Source organism: Catenulispora sp. MAP12-49 (genome assembly GCF_041262705.1).
In the GTDB taxonomy this organism is placed as follows: Bacteria; Actinomycetota; Actinomycetes; order Streptomycetales; family Catenulisporaceae; genus Catenulispora.
In genome coordinates, this window is sequence record NZ_JBGCCP010000021.1 from 96429 (window position 1) to 113699 (window position 17271).

The following is a 17271-nucleotide window of genomic DNA, read 5'->3' on the forward strand; positions in this document are numbered from 1 at the left end:
TCGTACTGCCGAGCGGCGGCACAGCCCGGCTCATTTCTCACGGAGGTCACCGTGACCCCTGTCCTGCGCACCGACCGCCTGGATTTCATCCCCTACCGAGACGAGGACGAACACCATTTCGTCACCCTGCTGCGCAACGAGGAGGTGTGCCACTGGATGGGCCAGGACCTCGTGAGCGAGCCGGAGCTGCGCGCGCTGTTCCGCGCGATCCGCGACGACGTGTACCCCAAGGAGCTGTTCGACGTGTGGGGCCTGTGGATGGACGGCGAGTTCGCGGGCCACGCGGAGGTGAAGAAGACCGGGAACGTCGAGGGCCACGAGCTGATCGTCGCGCTCGCCCCGCCGTTCTGGCGCCGGGGCGTGGGCTCGGAGGTGGTCCGGGGGCTGTTACGCCACGCCGCTGACAACCTCGGTCTGAAGGAGGCCTACGGCATGGTCGGCGCGGGGAACACCGCGAGCCTGGAGATGTGCCGCCGGCTGGGCTTCCGGTTCCTGCGCGACGTCGTCGGGGACGACGGCACGGTGTCGAAGATGATCGTCATCTCCACGACGGAGGGGACGTGACCGAACGCGTCGCCGCCGCTGGGGTGTCACAGCCTCAAGCACAGCCACAGCCGCAGCCGCAAGCACAGCCACAGGCCGGCAGCGCGCCCGGCCTGTGGCGCAACCGCGACTTCAACCTACTCTGGGGCGGCCAGTGCCTGTCGGACCTCGGCACCGCCATGTCCGACCTTGCTCTGCCCCTTCTGGTTCTCCAACTGACCGGCTCGCCGACGCGGGCCGGCCTGGTGGGGACGGTGGGCCTGGCCATCGCCACGGCCTGCCGCCTGCCCGCCGGCGTCCTGGCCGACCGCTTCGACCGCCGCCGGCTGCTGATCGTCTGCGATGCCATCCGCCTCGTCGGCTACGCGGCCTTGGCTTGGGCGGTCATGGCGAAGGCGGCCACGCTGCCGGTGATCCTGGCAGTGGTGGTCGCCGGCGCCGCGGCGACCGCCGTGTTCAGCACCACCGAGTACGCGGCGGTCCGTGCCCTGGTGAGCCCGGACCACATCGTCACCGCCGTCGCGCGCAACGAGGCGCGGTCGTATGGCACCTCGCTGGCCGGGCCGCCTTTGGGCGGCCTGTTGTTCGGGTTCGGCAGGGCGCTGCCGTTCCTGGGCAACACTCTGAGCTACGCGTTCTCGCTGGTGGCCGTGCTGGGCATTCGGCGGCCTCTGCAACGAGCCCGGCCGGAGCCGGTCCCCGAGCCGGTCCCCGGGCCGGCCCCAGAGCCGGTCCCCGGGCCGGCCGATGGCAACGGAGAAGGAGGGGGTAGTGGCGAGGTCGACAGTGACAGGTCCGGTTGGCAAGGCCTTCGGTTCGTCCTGGCCAACCCCTTCCTCCGGTCCCTGATCGCCATCGCCACCCCGCTCAACATGGCCTTCACCGGCATGATCTTCGCCCTGACCTTGTCCCTGCGCCGCGCGGGCCAGCCGCCGGCCCTGATCGGCGTGGCCACCGCGATCATCGGGGTCGGCGGCCTGCTCGGCGCCTTCCTGGCCCCGGCCCTGCAACGGCGCCTGCGTCTGGCCACCCTGATCCGGCTGATCTGCTGGTCCACCGCCGTCCTGATGACGGTCAGCGTCCTGCTGGCCCCGGGCATCGCGGCCGCGGCGCCCTTGGCCGTGGCGGTCTTCCTGGGCCCCAGCGCCAACGCCGCCCTGTTCGGGTACCAGGCCGCGGTCACCCCCGACCACCTGCAGGGCCGGGTGGTCAGCGTGATCCTGCTCGCCGCCACCTCGGCCGCGGCCGCCGCCCCGGCCCTGGCCGGAGTCCTGCTGGCGCACGTCGCCGGCCATGCCGCGCTGCTGGTCTTCCCGATCCTGGTCGCGGTCGCGGCCGGGGTGGCGACGGTCAGCGGCGGGATCACCTCGATGTCCGGCCGTCCGCCGGGAACCCCGGTATGAGCGGAAGGGGATGATTTCCCCAGACCCGGGTAGGCCCTGCGACATGGCGCGGAATCGCTACGCGGACCTGCTCCGGGTCCTGGCCATCAGCGGGGTGGTCTACGGCCACTGGCTGCTGGTCTCGGTGACGTACCAGCACGGGCAGCTGTCCGGCGTCAACGCGATCGACTCCATCCGCTGGGGGCGCTGGGTCACCTGGGGCATGCAGGTGATGCCGGTGTTCTTCCTGGTCGGGGGCTACGTCAACGCCGGGTCCTGGGCCAAGCACCACGCCGAGGGCCAGGACTGGACCCGCTGGGTCCGCGACCGGGTGATGCGGCTGCTGTGGCCGACCGCGGTCTACATCGCCGTGGCGATCATCGCGGTGCTGATCGCGCGGGCGGCGGACGTGCCCTCGGCCGAGCTCGCCGAGATCGCCTGGCTGATGGCCCTGCACCTGTGGTTCCTGCCGGTCTACCTGCTGCTCAACGCCCTCACGCCGGTCCTGCTGGCCGCGCACCGGCGCTGGGGCCTGGCGGTGCCGGCCGCGATGGCCGTGGCGACCGGGGCGGCCTCGATCCTCAAGACCGTCCCCGGCCTGCACTTCGTCGGCTACGCCGACTACCTGTTCGTCTGGGGCTGTATCCACCAGTTGGGCTTCTCGTGGCTGGACGGCAGGCTGACCTCGCCGCGGTGGCGCCCGTACGCGCTGGCCACGGCCGGGGCGGCGCTGCTGGTCGGGCTGGTGGCGTCCGGGGCCTACAAGGTCGACATGGTCGGGTCCGGCAACACCAACCCGCCCTCGATCGCGTTCCTGGCCTTCGCCGCGGCCCAGTCGGGCCTGGTGCTGGCGGCCGAGCCGTGGGCGTCCCGGCGGCTGGCCGGGCCGCGCCTGTGGCCGCGGGTGCGGCGCCTGAACAGCGTGGTCATGAACGTCTACCTGTGGCACTTCGTGCCGGCGCTGATCGTCGCGGTCGCCTTCTACGCCACCGGGGTGTTCGGCCAGCCCGCCGTCGGCAGCGGGCAGTGGTGGGAGCTGCGCCTGCTCTGGCTGGCCCTGCTGACGGTGCTGCTCGTCCTGGTGGTCGGGGCCGTCACCTGGGCCGAGCGCCCGATGCTGCGCCTGCCCGGCGGCATCGGCCCGGCCGGCTGGTGGTCACCGGTGCTGCTGGCGGTCGGCATCGCCGCCGCGGCTCAGAGCCTGGCCACCTTCGCCGTCGACGGCTTCGCTCCGCATGGCGGCCTGCCAGGCCCCGCGCTGGCCGGCTTCGCCGTCGGGATGACGGCGACCCTGCTGACGGGCCGAGTACCGCAGGCCCGAGGCGACGACCAACGGCCACACCGCCTGCAACCCGATGACCACACGCTCGGCGAACCCGGCATCGCCGTGACCGTTCAGGGCGACCAGAAACCACACCGCGCTGCCCAGCACCAGCACGGTGAACCCAACTGAGATCCCCCGCCGCAGCGGCCACGGCGCCGCCGGACCCCCCTCCACGGCCAGACACGGCCAGAGGGCCAGCATGGTGAACCCGATCCCGGTGGCCACGACATGCTGCGGCGTGGTGCCGCCATAACCGGGCTCGGGAAAGAGCGCGACCGCGATCGAAGCAACCCCGCCCATCAGCAGCATCACCCGCCCCGCAGGCCGCACATGCCTCAGCCCGCACGCGGTGACGAAGTAGCACACCCCGATCCCGGCTAACACCGACGTCATCAACCACCGGTCCGTAGCCTCGTTGGAGGCCAGCGCGCTGATCGTGTGACTGAGCGGGTCGTACCCCGCGGGCTGCAGCGCCGACGCGGCCGCCGAGCCGACGACCAGCAGCACCGGGGCTGTGCCGGATGACAGCAGCGCCCACCACGGAACCAGTGGCATGCTTCCACGGTAAGTCTGTCTGCTCGGGGGATCTCGTTTACAGGACCGGGTGGATGGTGCGCTGGGCTATGCGGGGGATGGGCGTGTCTCGTCCGTCAGACTTGCCTCGTGGATGCTTCGAACCTGCGTGCGGAGATACAGAACCTGGTCGTCAGAGCAGAGGCGTTCGTCACCGCGACACCCCTGGCGGCGGATCTCGATCGGATGATCGAGGAGTCCGCCGAGGTCGAGGTGCGCGCGAGTGGGCTGTTGAGTGATGACGACCCCGCGCTCGGGCGGCTTCGGGTGACACTCGGCGGGTTGTACGCGTCGCGGTGTCTTCGCTTCGGATGGAGCGACGGCGACCGGGATGAAGGACTGCGGCGGTTCCGGGCGGGGCGAGCCGGCGGGCATCTGAGCGCGGAGACGGACGCGAGCGCGATGCTGCTGTTCGCGGTGTTGCTCGTGCCCCGGGCCGCGGCCACCTTCGACGGGCAGGCCGCCGGCACGTTGGGTGCGATCCTTGATTTCGCCGGGCAGCTTCGGCAAGGCGGTCAGCTCATCGAGGACCTGACCGAGATGCGCGAGGTCCTCGACGAGATCGTCGCGGCCCGGCCCGACGATCCGCGTGTTCCGCCCCTGATGGCGTACGCCACGACGCTGGGCGGCGTATTGCAGCTGATGCGCGGCCTGTCCGACGGCACCGGGTTCAGCATGGCGCGGATGGGCGACCTGATCCGCGGGATGCCCTCGGCGCCCGACGGCCGGCTCGGCTCGATCATGGGTGCCTTGATGCAGCAGGGCGAAAGACTCGAGCAGCAGCTACAGCAGCAAGGGCGCCGGGATGTTGTCGACCAGCTCGACCAGCCCGACCACGACGACCAACTGATCCGGAACGACCTCGCGATGCTCGTGGAGGTGACGGTTCCCGGCTCCCTGACTCCCGCCGAGTTCAGGAGCCTGATCACCGGCTACGCGGACAAGGGCGACAGCCGGAGCACCGCCATCGCCGCCATCGGCCGATTCGCCGCGGCGAGCCGGACGAACGACCCCGGCGAGATGGATCAGGCACTGCGCCACCTGCGGGACGTGGCCGGCAGTCCGGAGGCCCCCGAACTGTCCTGGCTCTTCACTTCCGTCTACCCCGGCTTGCTGGCGTTGGCGGCCGACACCCACGGCAACATCGGCGATGCCGCGAAAGCCCTGGGTCTTTATGAGCACCAAGCGCCACCGCCACCAGCGCCGATCCCGGCGGCAGAGCAAGAACTGGGCTTCATACGCGCGACCCTCGGCACGAACCTGCGCCTGTCCGAGGCCATCGAGACCGACGACGAAGAAGCGCTGGACGGCCTCCTCGCGGAACTCCTCGAAGCCCGTCCTCCTACGGACGCGGCCCAGAGCGAATGGGCGTTCCTCCACCCGCTTCAGCTGGCGCTGGCGAAGCTCAGCGTCTCCGTCCGTCGTCAGGACACGGATATGGCCCGAGAAGCGCAGGCGCTCATGCGGACCGCGCTCGACAAGCCGATGCCGACGGCCGTCCGCACCCTCATGGAGGCCGCATGGTCGTCGACCCACATGATCACAGCGGTGCTCGAACGGCAGCCGACCGAGATCGCGGACGCCGTGGACAGTGCGCGCGGTCTGTTGAGCGCGGACATGGGTTCGTACGACGGTCCGGTCCAAACACGCCTGGGCATCGCCTCCGGCCTGATGACGCGATACCTCCTCACCGAGGGGCCTGCCAAGGACCAGGCCCTCGGTGAGGCCATCGACGTCCTCGAACAAGCCGAGGCCGCCCTGACCGAGCGCACCGGCTCGCGGATCGCCGGTCGCGTCCTGTGGAGCCTGGCCGACGCCCTGCGCACCCGGCACGACCCCGCGCTGGACGACAACCGCCGGGCCGTGGCACTGACCCGCGACTCCCTCGGCATGGTCGCCGACGACGTGCTGCTCCAGCTCAACGCCGAACACGGACTGCGGGCCGCGCGGACCGGGGCCCTGCGCGGACTTCGAGCCGCCGGCTGGGCCCTGGAGGACCACCGCGTCCAGGACGCGATCGAGTGCCTGGAGCTCGGCCGCGCCCTGGTCCTGCGGTCCATCGCGACCGCCGGCTCCGTTCCGGACCGGCTTCGCGCGGCCGGCGAGACAGAGCTCGCCGAGCAGTGGGAGAGCTCCATGTCACGCCCGATCGGAACGGGACCGGGCGCTGGAGACCAGGTGGGAACGGTAGTCGGAGAGGCCGCCGGCGACCTCGATCTGCCCAGTGATCTCAGGCGGCGCGCGCTGGCGGCCCTGCGCATGCCGGACCGGCGGGATCTGCCGATCGTGGCGACGCCGCCCCAGATCGCCCGGCACCTCGACGCCGCCGGCGTGGACGCCGTCGCCTACCTCCTGCCCGGCGCTGAAGGTGCCGACGGTACAGTCCTGATGATCCGCCGGGACGGTTCCACCCAAGAGCTTCCGCTCCCGGGTCGGGGACCGCTGGTGGATTACCTGGACGCGTCTGCCAAGCGCTATCAGCGGTTGCGCGGCCAAGACACGACGCGCGACCTCTCGGCAGTGCCGCGCTGGGAGGTCTCCCTGGACGAGCTCTGCGCGTGGGCCGGGGCATCCGTGCTGGATCCGCTGATCGCGGCACTGCCCGAAGTGCCCACCCCGGAATCGCCGGCCCGCGTCGTGCTCATCCCCTGCGGTCGGCTCGGGCTCGTGCCCTGGCACGCGGCGAGGATCTCGGCCACGCCTGCGCTCGCCGGACTGTCCCGGCCGCCGCGTGCCTGCGACCTTCTCGTCATCTCCTACGCGGCGTCGGCGGACGAGCTCGTGCGCAGTCTGTCCCGGGGCAGGAAGCCGTACGACACCGATCCGGTCCTGGTCGTGGACCCCAGCAGGACCCTGCCATACGCCGAAGAAGAGGCGGCCGCGGTCCGGCAGGCCTATCTGCCCGGCGCGCGCCTCCTGGGCGCCGCGACAGGCGGGCCGGTCGAGGCAGCGGGTACCCCCGAACAAGTGCACATCGCCCTCGCCGGCGACGAACACCGCGACCCGGCGTCGATGGTCCAGATCATCGCGCACGGCACCGCCAGCACGCGTCCTACCGCCTCGCGGCTGCTGCTGGCGCGCCCGGCCGGACCGCGGAAGAACACGGACGCCGCTTCGGAGTACCTCACCGTCGCCGACATCGTCGACGCCTCGCGGCCCGGCGCGCAGGACCGGTTCTCCGCACTGGTCATCCTCGACTGTTGTGAGACCGACCTGAGCAGCCGGGACCACGACGAGGCGCTGACCCTCACGACCGCCTTCGTGGCCCGGGGCGCCGTCGACGCGATCGGGTCGCGCTGGGCGGTCGACGACTGGTCGGCCGCGGTCTGCATGGTTGTCTTCCACCACTATCTCGCCGCCGGCAGCACTCCGGCCGAGGCGTTGCGGGCCGCTCAGCGCTGGATGCTGGACCCCGATCGCGAGCCCATCGCGGCGGTGAGCGGATATCTGCTCGCTGAGACGCGCACGCCGTTGGACGACGTCTGGAATTGGGCGCCCTTCATCCACCAGGGCAACGCGGGCACTCCCACCGCATCAGGGTGATGACTATGTCGGTCGCTCCCGTCGCGCCGTAATCGCCACCCTGTCGCCGCTTCCCGCTCTCGTCCGTCAGTACTCCAACGCAAAGCCGTTCGGTACTGCCGGCCCCGGGGCGGAGGAGACGACCAGATGAGGTGGCGACGTCGCGAGCGTCAGGACGGCCGGCGCGGGAAACGGGACGGCCGTCAGCGCATCCCGACCTACACCGGCGTCATCAAGCTGGTCGAGGCCGGACTGCCGGTGCTCACGGTCTATCACGAGCACCTGCTGAACACCGGCCGGTTCGAGATGAACGAGGCCTTCCGCGCCTTCGTGGACAGCCTCCATCCGCACCGCAAGCACCTCATCCCGCTGAACAACGGCCTGGCCGCGGATCTGCGGCAGGTGGCGCAGTGCCGCGAGGAGTTGCTGCACGCCACCGCCGAGCTCAGCGAGGACGAGCTGCGGCCCCGCAACCCCCGCGAGGCGTCGCTCGTCGCCTCCGGCGCCCTGCTGGACCGCCGGCGTTCTATGCGCCGTCAGCGCATCGAGGCGGCACGGCTGCGGCTGACGTCGGCGCGCAACGCCGCGCAGGTGCGGCGGCAGGCGATCCTCGATGTCCACGCGCTGATCGCCGAGGACTTCGCGGTGGCGCAGGCTCAGGGCTGGCGGCACCACGACAGGTGTCTGTTGCGCATCGGCCGGTACTGGGAGGGGCTGGTGCAGACCCATCCCGAGGGCCCGAGCCTGGTCTCCATCCTGCCGAAGCCGGTCCTGGACAAACCCGACTGGCTGACGGCCCTGCGCTGGCAGGACACCGTCAGCGCGGCGCTGGTGCTGTCCGCGGCGGAGGACGCGGATACCGGCACCGGCACCGGCACCGGCACCGGCACGGATGCCGACACCAACACGGACACCGGCACCGATGCCAATACCGACACCGACACCGACCCCGACACGACCTGGCCGACCCCCGACGGCACCGCCCCCGAGTGGCTGCGACAGGAGTTCTGACATGGATCTCGCCCTGACCGCCTCCGTCTTCGGCCGCAACGCGGCCATGCGCCGCGATCTCAAGCTGGTGGAACGCGAGCTGGCGAAGAGCGACGAACCGGAGCCGGAGGCCATCGACCTCATCCCGATCTGGGAGGAGCTGGTCGCCGTGCTCGGCGTCGCGGCCGCGGGCCTCGACGACGACGTGGTCCCGGCCGCCGTCGACCGCTACGTGGACGCCTACATCGCCGAGTTCATGCGCCGCGTCGACGCCCGCCACGACGCCCGGCTCGGCGCCCTGGACCGGTTGGAGCTGAAGGTGGCCCCGCACCTGGCCCGCATCCACACCCTGATGCGCGACGAGCAGTTCCGCATCGAGCTGCTGGACGCGATCATCACCGACCAGGTGATCCGGGTCGCGGCCACCGAGGAGCCGCCGGTCTTCTCCCCGCACCGCCCCGACCCGCCGGAGCAGCACCGGTGAAGGACCTCACAGTGAGCCCGCACCGGCGCACCGGGCTGAACGCCGGCGACGTGACCACCCGCAGCCTGGGCGACATCCTCGGCTCCGGCTGGACCCGCCTGGGCCTGTGGGCCGTGGCTCTGGCCGCCGCACTTGTCGACGTCGGCACCTTCTACCAAGTCCTGGTGACCGTCCTGGACGCCCCGGAACGCGTGGTGTGGGTGGTGGTGTTCGGCTTCGCGGCCGTCGCGCTGACCCTGGCGCACTGGGCCGGCTGGCAGTCCCGGCAGCACCGGGATCCGCGCTCGCCGCACCGGTCGCGCCTGCTGGCCGTGCTCCTGTTCGCGGTCTGGTTCGGCCTGGGGGTGCTCGCCTTCGTCATCCGCTACCAGCTCGCCCAGGCCGATTCCTCCGACACCTCGACGGTCGACACCAACGGTGCGGTCTCGACGGTGTCCGGCGGCATCGACGAGACGACGGAGCACTACGCCGCCCTCTTCTTCTTCATGCTCTACATCGCCACCGGCGCGGTCGCCGCCGTCGCCGGCTATTTCCGCCCCGACCCCGCCGCCCGGCAGGTCGGCCGGGCCCAGCGGCGGCGCGCCCGGGCCGCCCGGCGGCACGCGCGCACCGCCCAGCAGTACACCCGGGTGGAGCGGACCGCGGAGAAGATCGAGCAGGCCCGCCGCCGCCGCGAAGTCGCACGGCAGGCCACCGAGGACCAATGCCGCAGCGCGGCCGAACGGCTGAAGGCCCAGGCCTGCCTGTTCCTGCGGCGCTCGGCGCCGGCACCGGCCCACCACGAGGAGGCATCGTCATGACTGTCATGACCATCGCGACCGCCCGCCATGCCTGGGTCGCCCTGTTGCTGGCGGTGACCGGCACCGTCAGCGGCTGCGGGTTCTTCACCGGCAGCGCCGACGCCGCGCCCCAGCAGCAGCCGGTGGCGATGTCCTGTCCCGGCACCGGTTCCGCGCCGTTGACTCTGGTCGTCGGCGCGCATGCCAACAGTCCGCAGCCGGAGCTGCCGCCGCAGATCAGGACCCTGGTACACGACGCGGCCCTGGCCGGGCAGGACGTCCAGGTCGAGCTGCTGGACGGCACGCCGGCCACCGTGCAGGACCGCCACTTCTCCTCCAGCAGCCAGAACCCCCGGATCAAGGAGCGCGACCTCGACCGCTTCGTCGCCGACACCGGGGCGGCGGTGAGCGCGCTGCGCCCCAGCGCTCCCCAGGTGGACTTCCTCACCGGGCTGTCGGTCGCCGGGCAGCACACTCCGGCCGGCGGCACCATCGTGGTGCTGGACTCCGGGGTCGCCACCGCCGGGCCGGTCAGCTTCCAGGACCAGGCCATGTTCGGCGTGGACCCGGCCGAGGTCGCCAAGTACCTGGACGCCCAGCACCTGACACCGGATCTGCGGGGCAAGGCCGTGGTCTTCGTCGACCTGGGCCAGACGGCCGGCCCGCAGCCGATGTTCGAGCAGAACGTCCAGACGCAGATCAATGCCCTGTGGACGACGATCGCCAAGGACGCCGGCGCGTCGTGCCAGACCACCGTCCAGGTCACCCATCCGCAGACCTCGGTGCCCACCGCCGTGCCGGTCGCGGTCGTGCGGCCGCAAGCCCCGCCGGCCTTCGACAGCTGCGGCACCACCACGCTCGGCGACGAGGGCAGCGTGGGATTCGTCGCCGGCTCCTCGGACTTCCGCGATCCCGCGGTGGCCAAGACCACGCTGAGCTCGCTGGCCCGGCTGCTGGCCGGGCACACCCAGCAGGTCCGGCTGATCGGCTCGGTGTCCAGCGACGGCAGCCCGAGCGTGGACCACATCCTGTCCCTGAGCCGCGCCGAGGCGGTCAAGAACGTGCTCGTCGATCTGGGCGTGGACCCCTCGCGCATCACCACCGAGGGCGACGGCGAGGCCGCCGGCCCCGGCCACGTGCCGGACCGCACGGCCACCGGCAGCCTGATCCCGTGGGCGGCCGAGCGGAACCGGTCGGTCACCGTCATCCTGACCTGCCGGAGCTAGCGGTGGCCGGTTCCGGGATCGGCACGGGTGCCCAGGAGGCCCCGCCGACCGTGCTCGACCCCGGCCGGCAACGGCCGGGCGAGGCCGATGTGACTGAGATCGATCCTGATCGCCCCGACTGGCGCCCAGCCTCGGCCACCGGCCTGCCGCCGGGCCTGGACAGCCGTTTCGCGGTGATCCGCAGCCTGCACAGGGTCGGCGCGCGCGCCGAGGTCTATCTGGTCAAGGACCGGGCCACGGACGAGGAACGGGTGCTCAAGCTCTACGACGATGCCCGGCGCTCGCGGATCGTGCAGTCCTTCCTGCAGCGGAAACAGAGCACGCACATCGTCACGGTCTACGAAGTCGGCACCGAGGCGGACCGCGACTACGAGATCATGGAGCACCTGGGCGGCGGCACCCTGCTGGCGCTGTCCGAAGCCCATCCCGGCGGTCTGGACCCGGCCCGCGTCACAGCGCTCGTGCGCCAACTCGGCGCGGCGCTGGCGGCGATGCACGCGGCCGGCCTGATCCACCGGGACGTGAAGCCCTCGAACATCGCGGTGCGCACGCTCGAACCGTTCGAGGTGGCGCTCTTCGACTTCGACATCAGCTCCCACCAGCCGGCACCCGGACTGTCCCAGGACCGCTCGGGAACGGTGCGCTATCAGCCCCCGGAGTTCCTGGCGGGCAGCTGGCTCTCCACCGCCTGCGACTGGTGGGCGCTCGGCCTGACCGTCATGGAACTGGCCACCGGGACGCGGCTGCTGGCCGGCGCCGACGACGACGCCGTGCGCCGCCACGTCGCCGGCGGCCCGCTGGCGGTGCACCGCGTGGTCGACGACCGCCTCCGGCTGCTGTGCCAGGGCCTGCTGGCCCAGGACCACACCGCGCGATGGGGCGCCGACCAGGTCGACCGCTGGCTCGCCGGGGAGTCGCCGCCCGTCCCGGGTCCGGCGCCGGCCGATCCTGGGAGGGTCGCGGCTCAGGTCCCAACGGCCTACCGGTATCTGGACACCGACTACTTCAACCGCGACGCGCTGGCCCTGGACCTCACCCGGACCTGGGACACCGCTGCCGAGCTCCTGTTCCGGTCCGGTGACCCGGAACCATTGGCACGGCTGCGGCACTGGCTCGGGCAGTACGGTCCGACAGCGATTCCCGATCCTGGCGACCCGCGGGAGCCGGTCGATGTCAGGCTACTGCGACTCGTGCGCGCCATGGACCCGTCCCAGCCGCCGATCTACCGGGCCGTCCACATCGCCAGCACGCGCCTGGCCGACCTCGCGAGCCAGGCGGCCGACGGGGTCGGGATCGCGCCGGCGATCGTCCGGGAGCTGTGGAACCACCGGCTGCTGCCGCTGCTGACCACCGGCGTGGCCGCCGACGGCCTGGAGGGCGGTGCCGGCCTGGCCGAGCTCGACGCCGGCTGGCGGGCCTGGTACGAGTGGTGGCCGAGGGCGGTCCGTACGGTCGCCGACGACGAGGCGCGTCGGATCCTGCGCGGGCGCGACGCGGAGGCGACCGGGCGGACGGTTGCCCTGTGCCTGCTGGCAGCCGCCGCCGGAACCGACGACGCCCGGCGCGCCGACATCAGCGCGGACCTTCGCCGCCGCGCCCGGTCCGTGCGCCTGCCCTGGTTCACCGAACTGGCACAGGACCCGGACCGGATGTGGATCGCCCTGCGGCTCAGCCGCCACGCCGAGCAGGTCGCCGCCGAACGGGACGAGGAGGAGGCCCGCGAACGGCGCCACGCCCGCTGGCTGCTGCGCAACCAGCGGCTGCGCGAGTGGTCGCGCCGCCAGAACCGGCCGCTCGCGCTGTCCTGGGCCGTGGCGGGGGTGTTCCTCATGGGCCTGCTGTGCGCGCTGACGGTGAGCGTCAGCGACATCGCCGGCCAGGTGCCCGGGACGACGATCCTGCGGGCCTGGGTCGCCACCGTCTTCGCCGTCGCCTCGACGCTGGGCTTCGAGTCGCTCTTGGCGTGGGAGATCGGCGGACGCTTCCATCCGCGCTACTCGATGCTCGGCGCCGGCCTCATCCTGCTCGGCCGCGCCGCCCGCACGATCGCCGGCCGCGGCATCGTGCTCGCGGTGACGGCCGGCGTGCTGGCGGGGGCGTATCTGTTGACCGTCTACCAGCCGGTGACCACGCCGCTCGTCCTCGGCGGCACGACGATCGTGTGGGCCGTGGCCCGCTACCTGTCGTGGCGGGCCGACGCCGCGCGCGAACGGGCCGCCGTGGAGCGGGCGGCGCGCGAACTGGGCGCCGGGCTCGGGCGATGACGGGCGTCGGCCCGCACTGTCCGTCACATCATCACGGGAGGAATATATGAGTTCTGGTGCAATCATCATCGCGCCCCACGCCGCGGCAGCGGCCGCGGCCACGGCCACGGTGCTGGCCGCGGGGGCGGCAGCCGTGCTGGTGGCCCGCGCCGCGAGCATCGCGGCCGAGGCCGCGGTCCGCGCTGTGGGGGATTACGGCGCGCGGCTGGAGGACATCGCCGCCGCGCAGTCCGACGCCGAGATCACGCGCCGGGTCTGGGGCGTGGTCGCGGCCGACGCCGTGGAGCTGAACAGCCGAATCAGGGCTCTGAAAACCCGCGCCGCCAAGGCCGGCGTCCTGGTCGAGATCCCGCCGCTCCTGAGCATCGCCGGCTGCACCGCCGCTGAAGCCTCGCGGCGTACCGAGAAGACCGCGCGCCTGGTGGCCCAGGCCCAGGCGGCCGTGCGCACGGCGGTCGCCGACGACGAGGCCAGGCACCTCGGCGCCTATCTGCCGCAGTACGTCCTGGCCCGGCCGGACGCCGCCAAGGCGCTGGCCGACTACCAGCACACGCTGCAGAAGCGCCGTGGCGAGCCCGTGGAAGCCGGCGCCACCGCCGAGACCCCCGCGGTACCGACCACGCAGGACGTCAACGCGGTCCTGGACGGCCTCGACCCGGACGCCGACGAGCGCGAGCACCTCGAGGTGCTGGCCGCGGCGGCGTGCGTGGCCCAGGACGACGCGCGCGAGGCGAGGTCGTATATGGACAGTCTGCGATCCAAGGTGGCCGCGGTGAACGCGGCGGCGTCCCGGCGCAGGCTGGCCGGCCAATGGCTGATCGTGCTGGAGGAGCAGTCGGCCCTGGTCGATCCGCCGGCGCCGTTCTCCGGCACCGCCGCCAAGCTGCGGGCCGTGGTCGCCGGCGACCGGGACCTCAGCGCGGACCTGCGCGCCGAGGGCGCCGAGGCCGCCGAGTGGGCCGCCGCGCAGGCGCGGGCCGGCTTCGTCAAGGGCCTGATGCGCTCCTGCCTGACCGAGCTGGGCTACTCCCTGGAACCGGAGTCGGGGCCCGCCATCCGGCACTCGGCAGAGCTACGACTGGTCCGGCAGGACTGGGGCTCGGAACACTCCGCCGAGATCTGGGTCGACGGCCACGGCGCACTGCACGGCCGGGTGGTCCGCGAGCACGGCGTGGACGGCGACGACGCCGCCGCGCGCGAGCAGGAACGCTGCGTCGGATTCAACGCCGACATCCGGGTGCTGGGCAGCAGGCTCGGCGCGGCCGTGGTCACCGACGAGGGCTACGTGCCGCAGGGCAAGGGCGGGAGCACCGGCGGGAGCACGGGCGGCGAGAGGGTCGAGCAGCCCGGCGTGCGGTACCACGATCGGTCGCCGTCGGCGGAGGGGAACAGGCAATGAGCTCCGACACTGATACGGACGGCGGCAGCGTCGGCGGCAGCGGCGGCACCGACATGGGCTCCGACACCGGCGGCACCGGCAGTGGCAGCGGCACTCGCGCGGGCACCGGCGGCAGCGGCACCGGCACCGGCACCGGCACCGGCACCGGCAGCGGCGGCCCTGGCACCGGCACTGACACCAGCCCCCGCGCCGCCGCCGGAACGCGGCCCGATCCGCCCGGCTTCCCGGCCTTCGTCAGCGAGGTCGCCGGCACCCTCGCGGTGCATTCGCAGTACGTCCTGCACGGCAATCTGCGCGACCAGTTCCCGGTGTCCCAGCCCGGCCGGCCGCCGCGGCCGACGTCGCTGCTGCCATTGCTGTGGCAGGCGCTGGAACCGCGCGGATACGAGTGCTTCATCTGTTTCGACATCGTGGACGGGATCAGCGTCCATCCGGAGACCCCGGCCGCGCTGGCCGCCGCGCATCGGCTGTTGGGCAACCGCGCCGTCGGACGCCGGCCGACCTTGGAGCGGATGCGGCCGCTGCTGGCCAAAGTGGTCGGCGCCCCCGCCCAGCCGCCCGCCGATGCCGGCGCCAGCACCGGCGCCGGCGCCGGCTCGGCAAGTCAGACCCCTCAGACCGGCCCCAGTGGCCAGGCAGATCGGGCCGAACCGGCCGATCACGCCAAGCCACCCGCCTGCGTCCCGCCGGTGCGCGCCGCCGTCGTCTTCGACTACGCCTCGCGGATAACGCACATGCCGGGCCAGCTGGACACCGGCGAGCGCGACTTCTTCCTCTACTGCCTGAAGCTCGCGCTCACCGCGAAACCGCTTCGGCCGCAGGACGCCGAGGGCCACCTGTTCAACCCGATCATCTGGCTCGCCGACGGGGAGCGGGACCTGCCGGCCTGGCTGACCGCCGGCGCCGATCCGATCCGTACCGTCGCGGTCGGCTTGCCGACCCTGGGGGACCGGGAAGCCCACGCCCGCGTTCTGGTGCCCAGACTGCCTTCGCCGCCCGCCGATCCCGCGGCGGCCGAACTGACGGCGAAGGAGTTCGCCGGCCGCACCGACGGGATGACGCTCCGCTCGATGACCGAGATCGCCCGGCTGTCCCTGGACCGCGGCATCGCCGCCGACCGGGTGGCCGACGCGGTGCGCATCTACAAGCTGGGCGTCGAGCAGAACCCTTGGCGGCAAGACAGTATCCGCTCGCACATCCTGGAGGGCGAGAAGGTCATCCGGGACAACGTGATCGGCCAGGAACGCGCGGTCGGCAAGACCCTGGACATCCTCAAGCGCGCCGCGCTGGGCCTGTCCGGCGCCCAGGCCACCAGCACCAAGTCCCGGCCCCGCGGCGTGCTGTTCTTCGCCGGTCCCACCGGCGTGGGCAAGACCGAACTGGCCAAGCAGGTCGCCGCGCTGCTGTTCGGCGACGTCGACTCCTATCTGCGCTTCGACATGAGCGAGTTCGCCGCCGACCACGCCGCCGACCGGCTGATCGGGGCCCCGCCCGGCTACGTCGGCTACGAGGCCGGCGGCGAGCTCACCGGGGCGGTGCGGCGCAATCCCTTCCAGGTGGTGCTGTTCGACGAGATCGAGAAGGCGCACCGGCTGGTCCTGGACAAGTTCCTGCAGATCCTGGAGGACGGCCGGCTCACCGACGGCCAGGGCGTCACCACCTACTTCTCCGAGTGCGTCCTGATCTTCACGTCCAACCTCGGCGTCGTCGCCACCGACCCCGAGAGCGGGGAGCGCAGGCAGATCGTCCAGCCCGGGATGCCCTACTCGGAGCTGGAGAGCAAGGTGACGGCGGCGGTGCGGGACCACTTCACCTCGCAGATCGGCCGTCCCGAACTGCTCAACCGGCTCGGAGACAACATCGTCGTGTTCGACTTCATCGGTCCGGCGGCCGCCGAGGAGATCTGCGCCAAGCAGATCGGCAACATCGTCCAGACCATCGACCGGGAGCTGGAGATCGAGCTGCGCTTCGACGAGACGGCCCGGCGGCACCTGATCCAGGCCTGCGTGCAGGACAGCGCCAACGGCGGCCGGGGTATCGGCAACCGGTTGGAGAGCAATCTGATCAACCCGCTGGCCCGGCTGCTGTTCGACGAGGAAGCCGGGGCCGGCGCCACGGTCGAGATCCTCGCCGTGATCCCCGGCGACGTCGTCTCCGCTCCGCGGCTGCGGGCCCGCGTCACGCCGGGAGCGCGGCGATGAACTGGTGCTGCCCGGAGTGCGGACCGGGGGAGTTCTACGGCGACGACGACCCGATGTGCCCGGTCCACATGTGCGAGCTCATTCGGGCCGACCACTATGACGACCCGCCGCCGGACGTGGAGGGGACGATCGGCGGAGTGTCGGGCGGGATCGGCCCCGGGCCGGCGCCGGACGGCGCGCAGGCCTGGGACCGGTCCCGGTGCTGGAACTGCGGGAGCGTCCCGCCCGACGAGACCAACGTCGAGTGCCTGGACTGTCACAGGGCTCTGACTCCGCCCCGGCTGCTGCTCCGGTTCCCGGCCGGGGAGGTCGAGCTGGAACCGGGGGCCAGCGCGGAACTGGGCCGGGTGGGGCCGTACGCGCGGATCTTCCGGAACCACCCCAACGTCTCGCGGCGGCACGCCGTGGTCGGTGTCGACGCGGACGGCACCGCCTGGATCCGGCCGCTGCCGACGCCGAACGGCACGTTCCTGGACGGCAGCGAGATCCCGGGGACGGATCGGCACAGCCTGCGCGACGGCCACAGGATCCGGCTCGCCCTGCACGCCGAGGGCCTGGCCGCGGTCTACGCACGATAGGAGGGG

The 17271-nt window shown here is 72.4% G+C and carries 12 protein-coding genes and 1 pseudogene; 12 read left to right on the plus strand and 1 reads right to left on the minus strand.

Translation table 11 applies throughout. The features are described 5' to 3' along the window. Nucleotides 1–51: 51 nt before the first annotated feature. The 3 genes from ABIA35_RS31715 to ABIA35_RS31725 are packed head-to-tail and all read left to right on the plus strand — an operon-like array spanning nt 52 to nt 3378. A complete protein-coding gene (locus ABIA35_RS31715; RefSeq protein WP_370344326.1) occupies nt 52–564 on the plus strand; it encodes a GNAT family N-acetyltransferase in 513 nt (170 codons plus the stop codon). After that, nucleotides 561–1946 carry an MFS transporter gene (locus ABIA35_RS31720; protein ID WP_370360331.1) on the plus strand — a complete coding sequence of 462 codons (1386 nt, stop codon included), beginning with the start codon at nt 561–563 and terminating at the stop codon, nt 1944–1946. The genes ABIA35_RS31715 and ABIA35_RS31720 overlap by 4 nt, the downstream gene beginning before the upstream one ends. 43 nt (nt 1947–1989) lie before the next feature. Further along, nucleotides 1990–3378 (plus strand): acyltransferase, encoded by a 1389-nt coding sequence (locus ABIA35_RS31725; RefSeq protein WP_370360332.1) that lies wholly within the window; start codon nt 1990–1992, stop codon nt 3376–3378. Here the strand turns inward: ABIA35_RS31725 and ABIA35_RS31730 are convergent. Continuing rightward, nucleotides 3307–3804: pseudogene (locus ABIA35_RS31730) on the minus strand (DUF998 domain-containing protein); the annotation flags it as partial. The gene ABIA35_RS31725 and the pseudogene ABIA35_RS31730 overlap by 72 nt on opposite strands. 108 nt (nt 3805–3912) lie before the next feature. Here ABIA35_RS31730 and ABIA35_RS31735 point away from each other — a divergent pair. The 9 genes from ABIA35_RS31735 to ABIA35_RS31775 all read left to right on the plus strand — a co-directional run bounded on the left by ABIA35_RS31735 (nt 3913) and on the right by ABIA35_RS31775 (nt 17265). Next, nucleotides 3913–7365 carry a CHAT domain-containing protein gene (locus tag ABIA35_RS31735; RefSeq protein ID WP_370360333.1) on the plus strand — a complete coding sequence of 1151 codons (3453 nt, stop codon included), beginning with the start codon at nt 3913–3915 and terminating at the stop codon, nt 7363–7365. 126 nt (nt 7366–7491) lie between these two features. Next, nucleotides 7492–8355, plus strand: coding sequence for a hypothetical protein (locus ABIA35_RS31740; protein ID WP_370360335.1), 864 nt, complete (start codon nt 7492–7494; stop codon nt 8353–8355). A gap of 1 nt (nt 8356) precedes the next feature. Then, nucleotides 8357–8818: a hypothetical protein gene (locus ABIA35_RS31745; RefSeq protein ID WP_370344331.1), complete on the plus strand. Its 462-nt coding sequence runs from the start codon at nt 8357–8359 to the stop codon at nt 8816–8818. Next, complete coding sequence (locus ABIA35_RS31750; RefSeq protein WP_370344332.1) at nt 8815–9618, plus strand: hypothetical protein; 804 nt, start codon at nt 8815–8817, stop codon at nt 9616–9618. Before ABIA35_RS31745 ends, ABIA35_RS31750 begins: the two co-directional genes overlap by 4 nt. Beyond that, complete coding sequence (locus ABIA35_RS31755) at nt 9615–10823, plus strand: OmpA family protein (protein WP_370344333.1); 1209 nt, start codon at nt 9615–9617, stop codon at nt 10821–10823. The genes ABIA35_RS31750 and ABIA35_RS31755 overlap by 4 nt, the downstream gene beginning before the upstream one ends. Nucleotides 10824–10825: 2 nt before the next feature. Further along, nucleotides 10826–13087 (plus strand): serine/threonine protein kinase, encoded by a 2262-nt coding sequence (locus tag ABIA35_RS31760; RefSeq protein ID WP_370360336.1) that lies wholly within the window; start codon nt 10826–10828, stop codon nt 13085–13087. 46 nt (nt 13088–13133) lie between these two features. Then, complete coding sequence (locus ABIA35_RS31765) at nt 13134–14486, plus strand: hypothetical protein (RefSeq protein ID WP_370360337.1); 1353 nt, start codon at nt 13134–13136, stop codon at nt 14484–14486. Further along, nucleotides 14483–16687, plus strand: coding sequence for an AAA family ATPase (locus ABIA35_RS31770; protein WP_370360339.1), 2205 nt, complete (start codon nt 14483–14485; stop codon nt 16685–16687). The genes ABIA35_RS31765 and ABIA35_RS31770 overlap by 4 nt, the downstream gene beginning before the upstream one ends. After that, the gene (locus ABIA35_RS31775; protein ID WP_370344337.1) at nt 16684–17265 is read left to right on the plus strand and encodes an FHA domain-containing protein; all 582 of its coding nucleotides are present in this window, start codon (nt 16684–16686) and stop codon (nt 17263–17265) included. Before ABIA35_RS31770 ends, ABIA35_RS31775 begins: the two co-directional genes overlap by 4 nt. Nucleotides 17266–17271 lie beyond the last annotated feature (6 nt).

Bases quoted from the DNA above. Each gene is read 5' to 3' on its own strand.
- ABIA35_RS31745 (WP_370344331.1), top strand. From the start codon at position 8,357: ATGGATCTCGCCCTGACCGCCTCCGTCTTCGGCCGCAACGCGGCCATG.
- ABIA35_RS31740 (WP_370360335.1), top strand. From the start codon at position 7,492: ATGAGGTGGCGACGTCGCGAGCGTCAGGACGGCCGGCGCGGGAAACGG.
- ABIA35_RS31775 (WP_370344337.1), top strand. From the start codon at position 16,684: ATGAACTGGTGCTGCCCGGAGTGCGGACCGGGGGAGTTCTACGGCGAC.
- ABIA35_RS31725 (WP_370360332.1), top strand. From the start codon at position 1,990: ATGGCGCGGAATCGCTACGCGGACCTGCTCCGGGTCCTGGCCATCAGC.
- ABIA35_RS31770 (WP_370360339.1), top strand. From the start codon at position 14,483: ATGAGCTCCGACACTGATACGGACGGCGGCAGCGTCGGCGGCAGCGGC.
- ABIA35_RS31755 (WP_370344333.1), top strand. From the start codon at position 9,615: ATGACTGTCATGACCATCGCGACCGCCCGCCATGCCTGGGTCGCCCTG.
- ABIA35_RS31765 (WP_370360337.1), top strand. From the start codon at position 13,134: ATGAGTTCTGGTGCAATCATCATCGCGCCCCACGCCGCGGCAGCGGCC.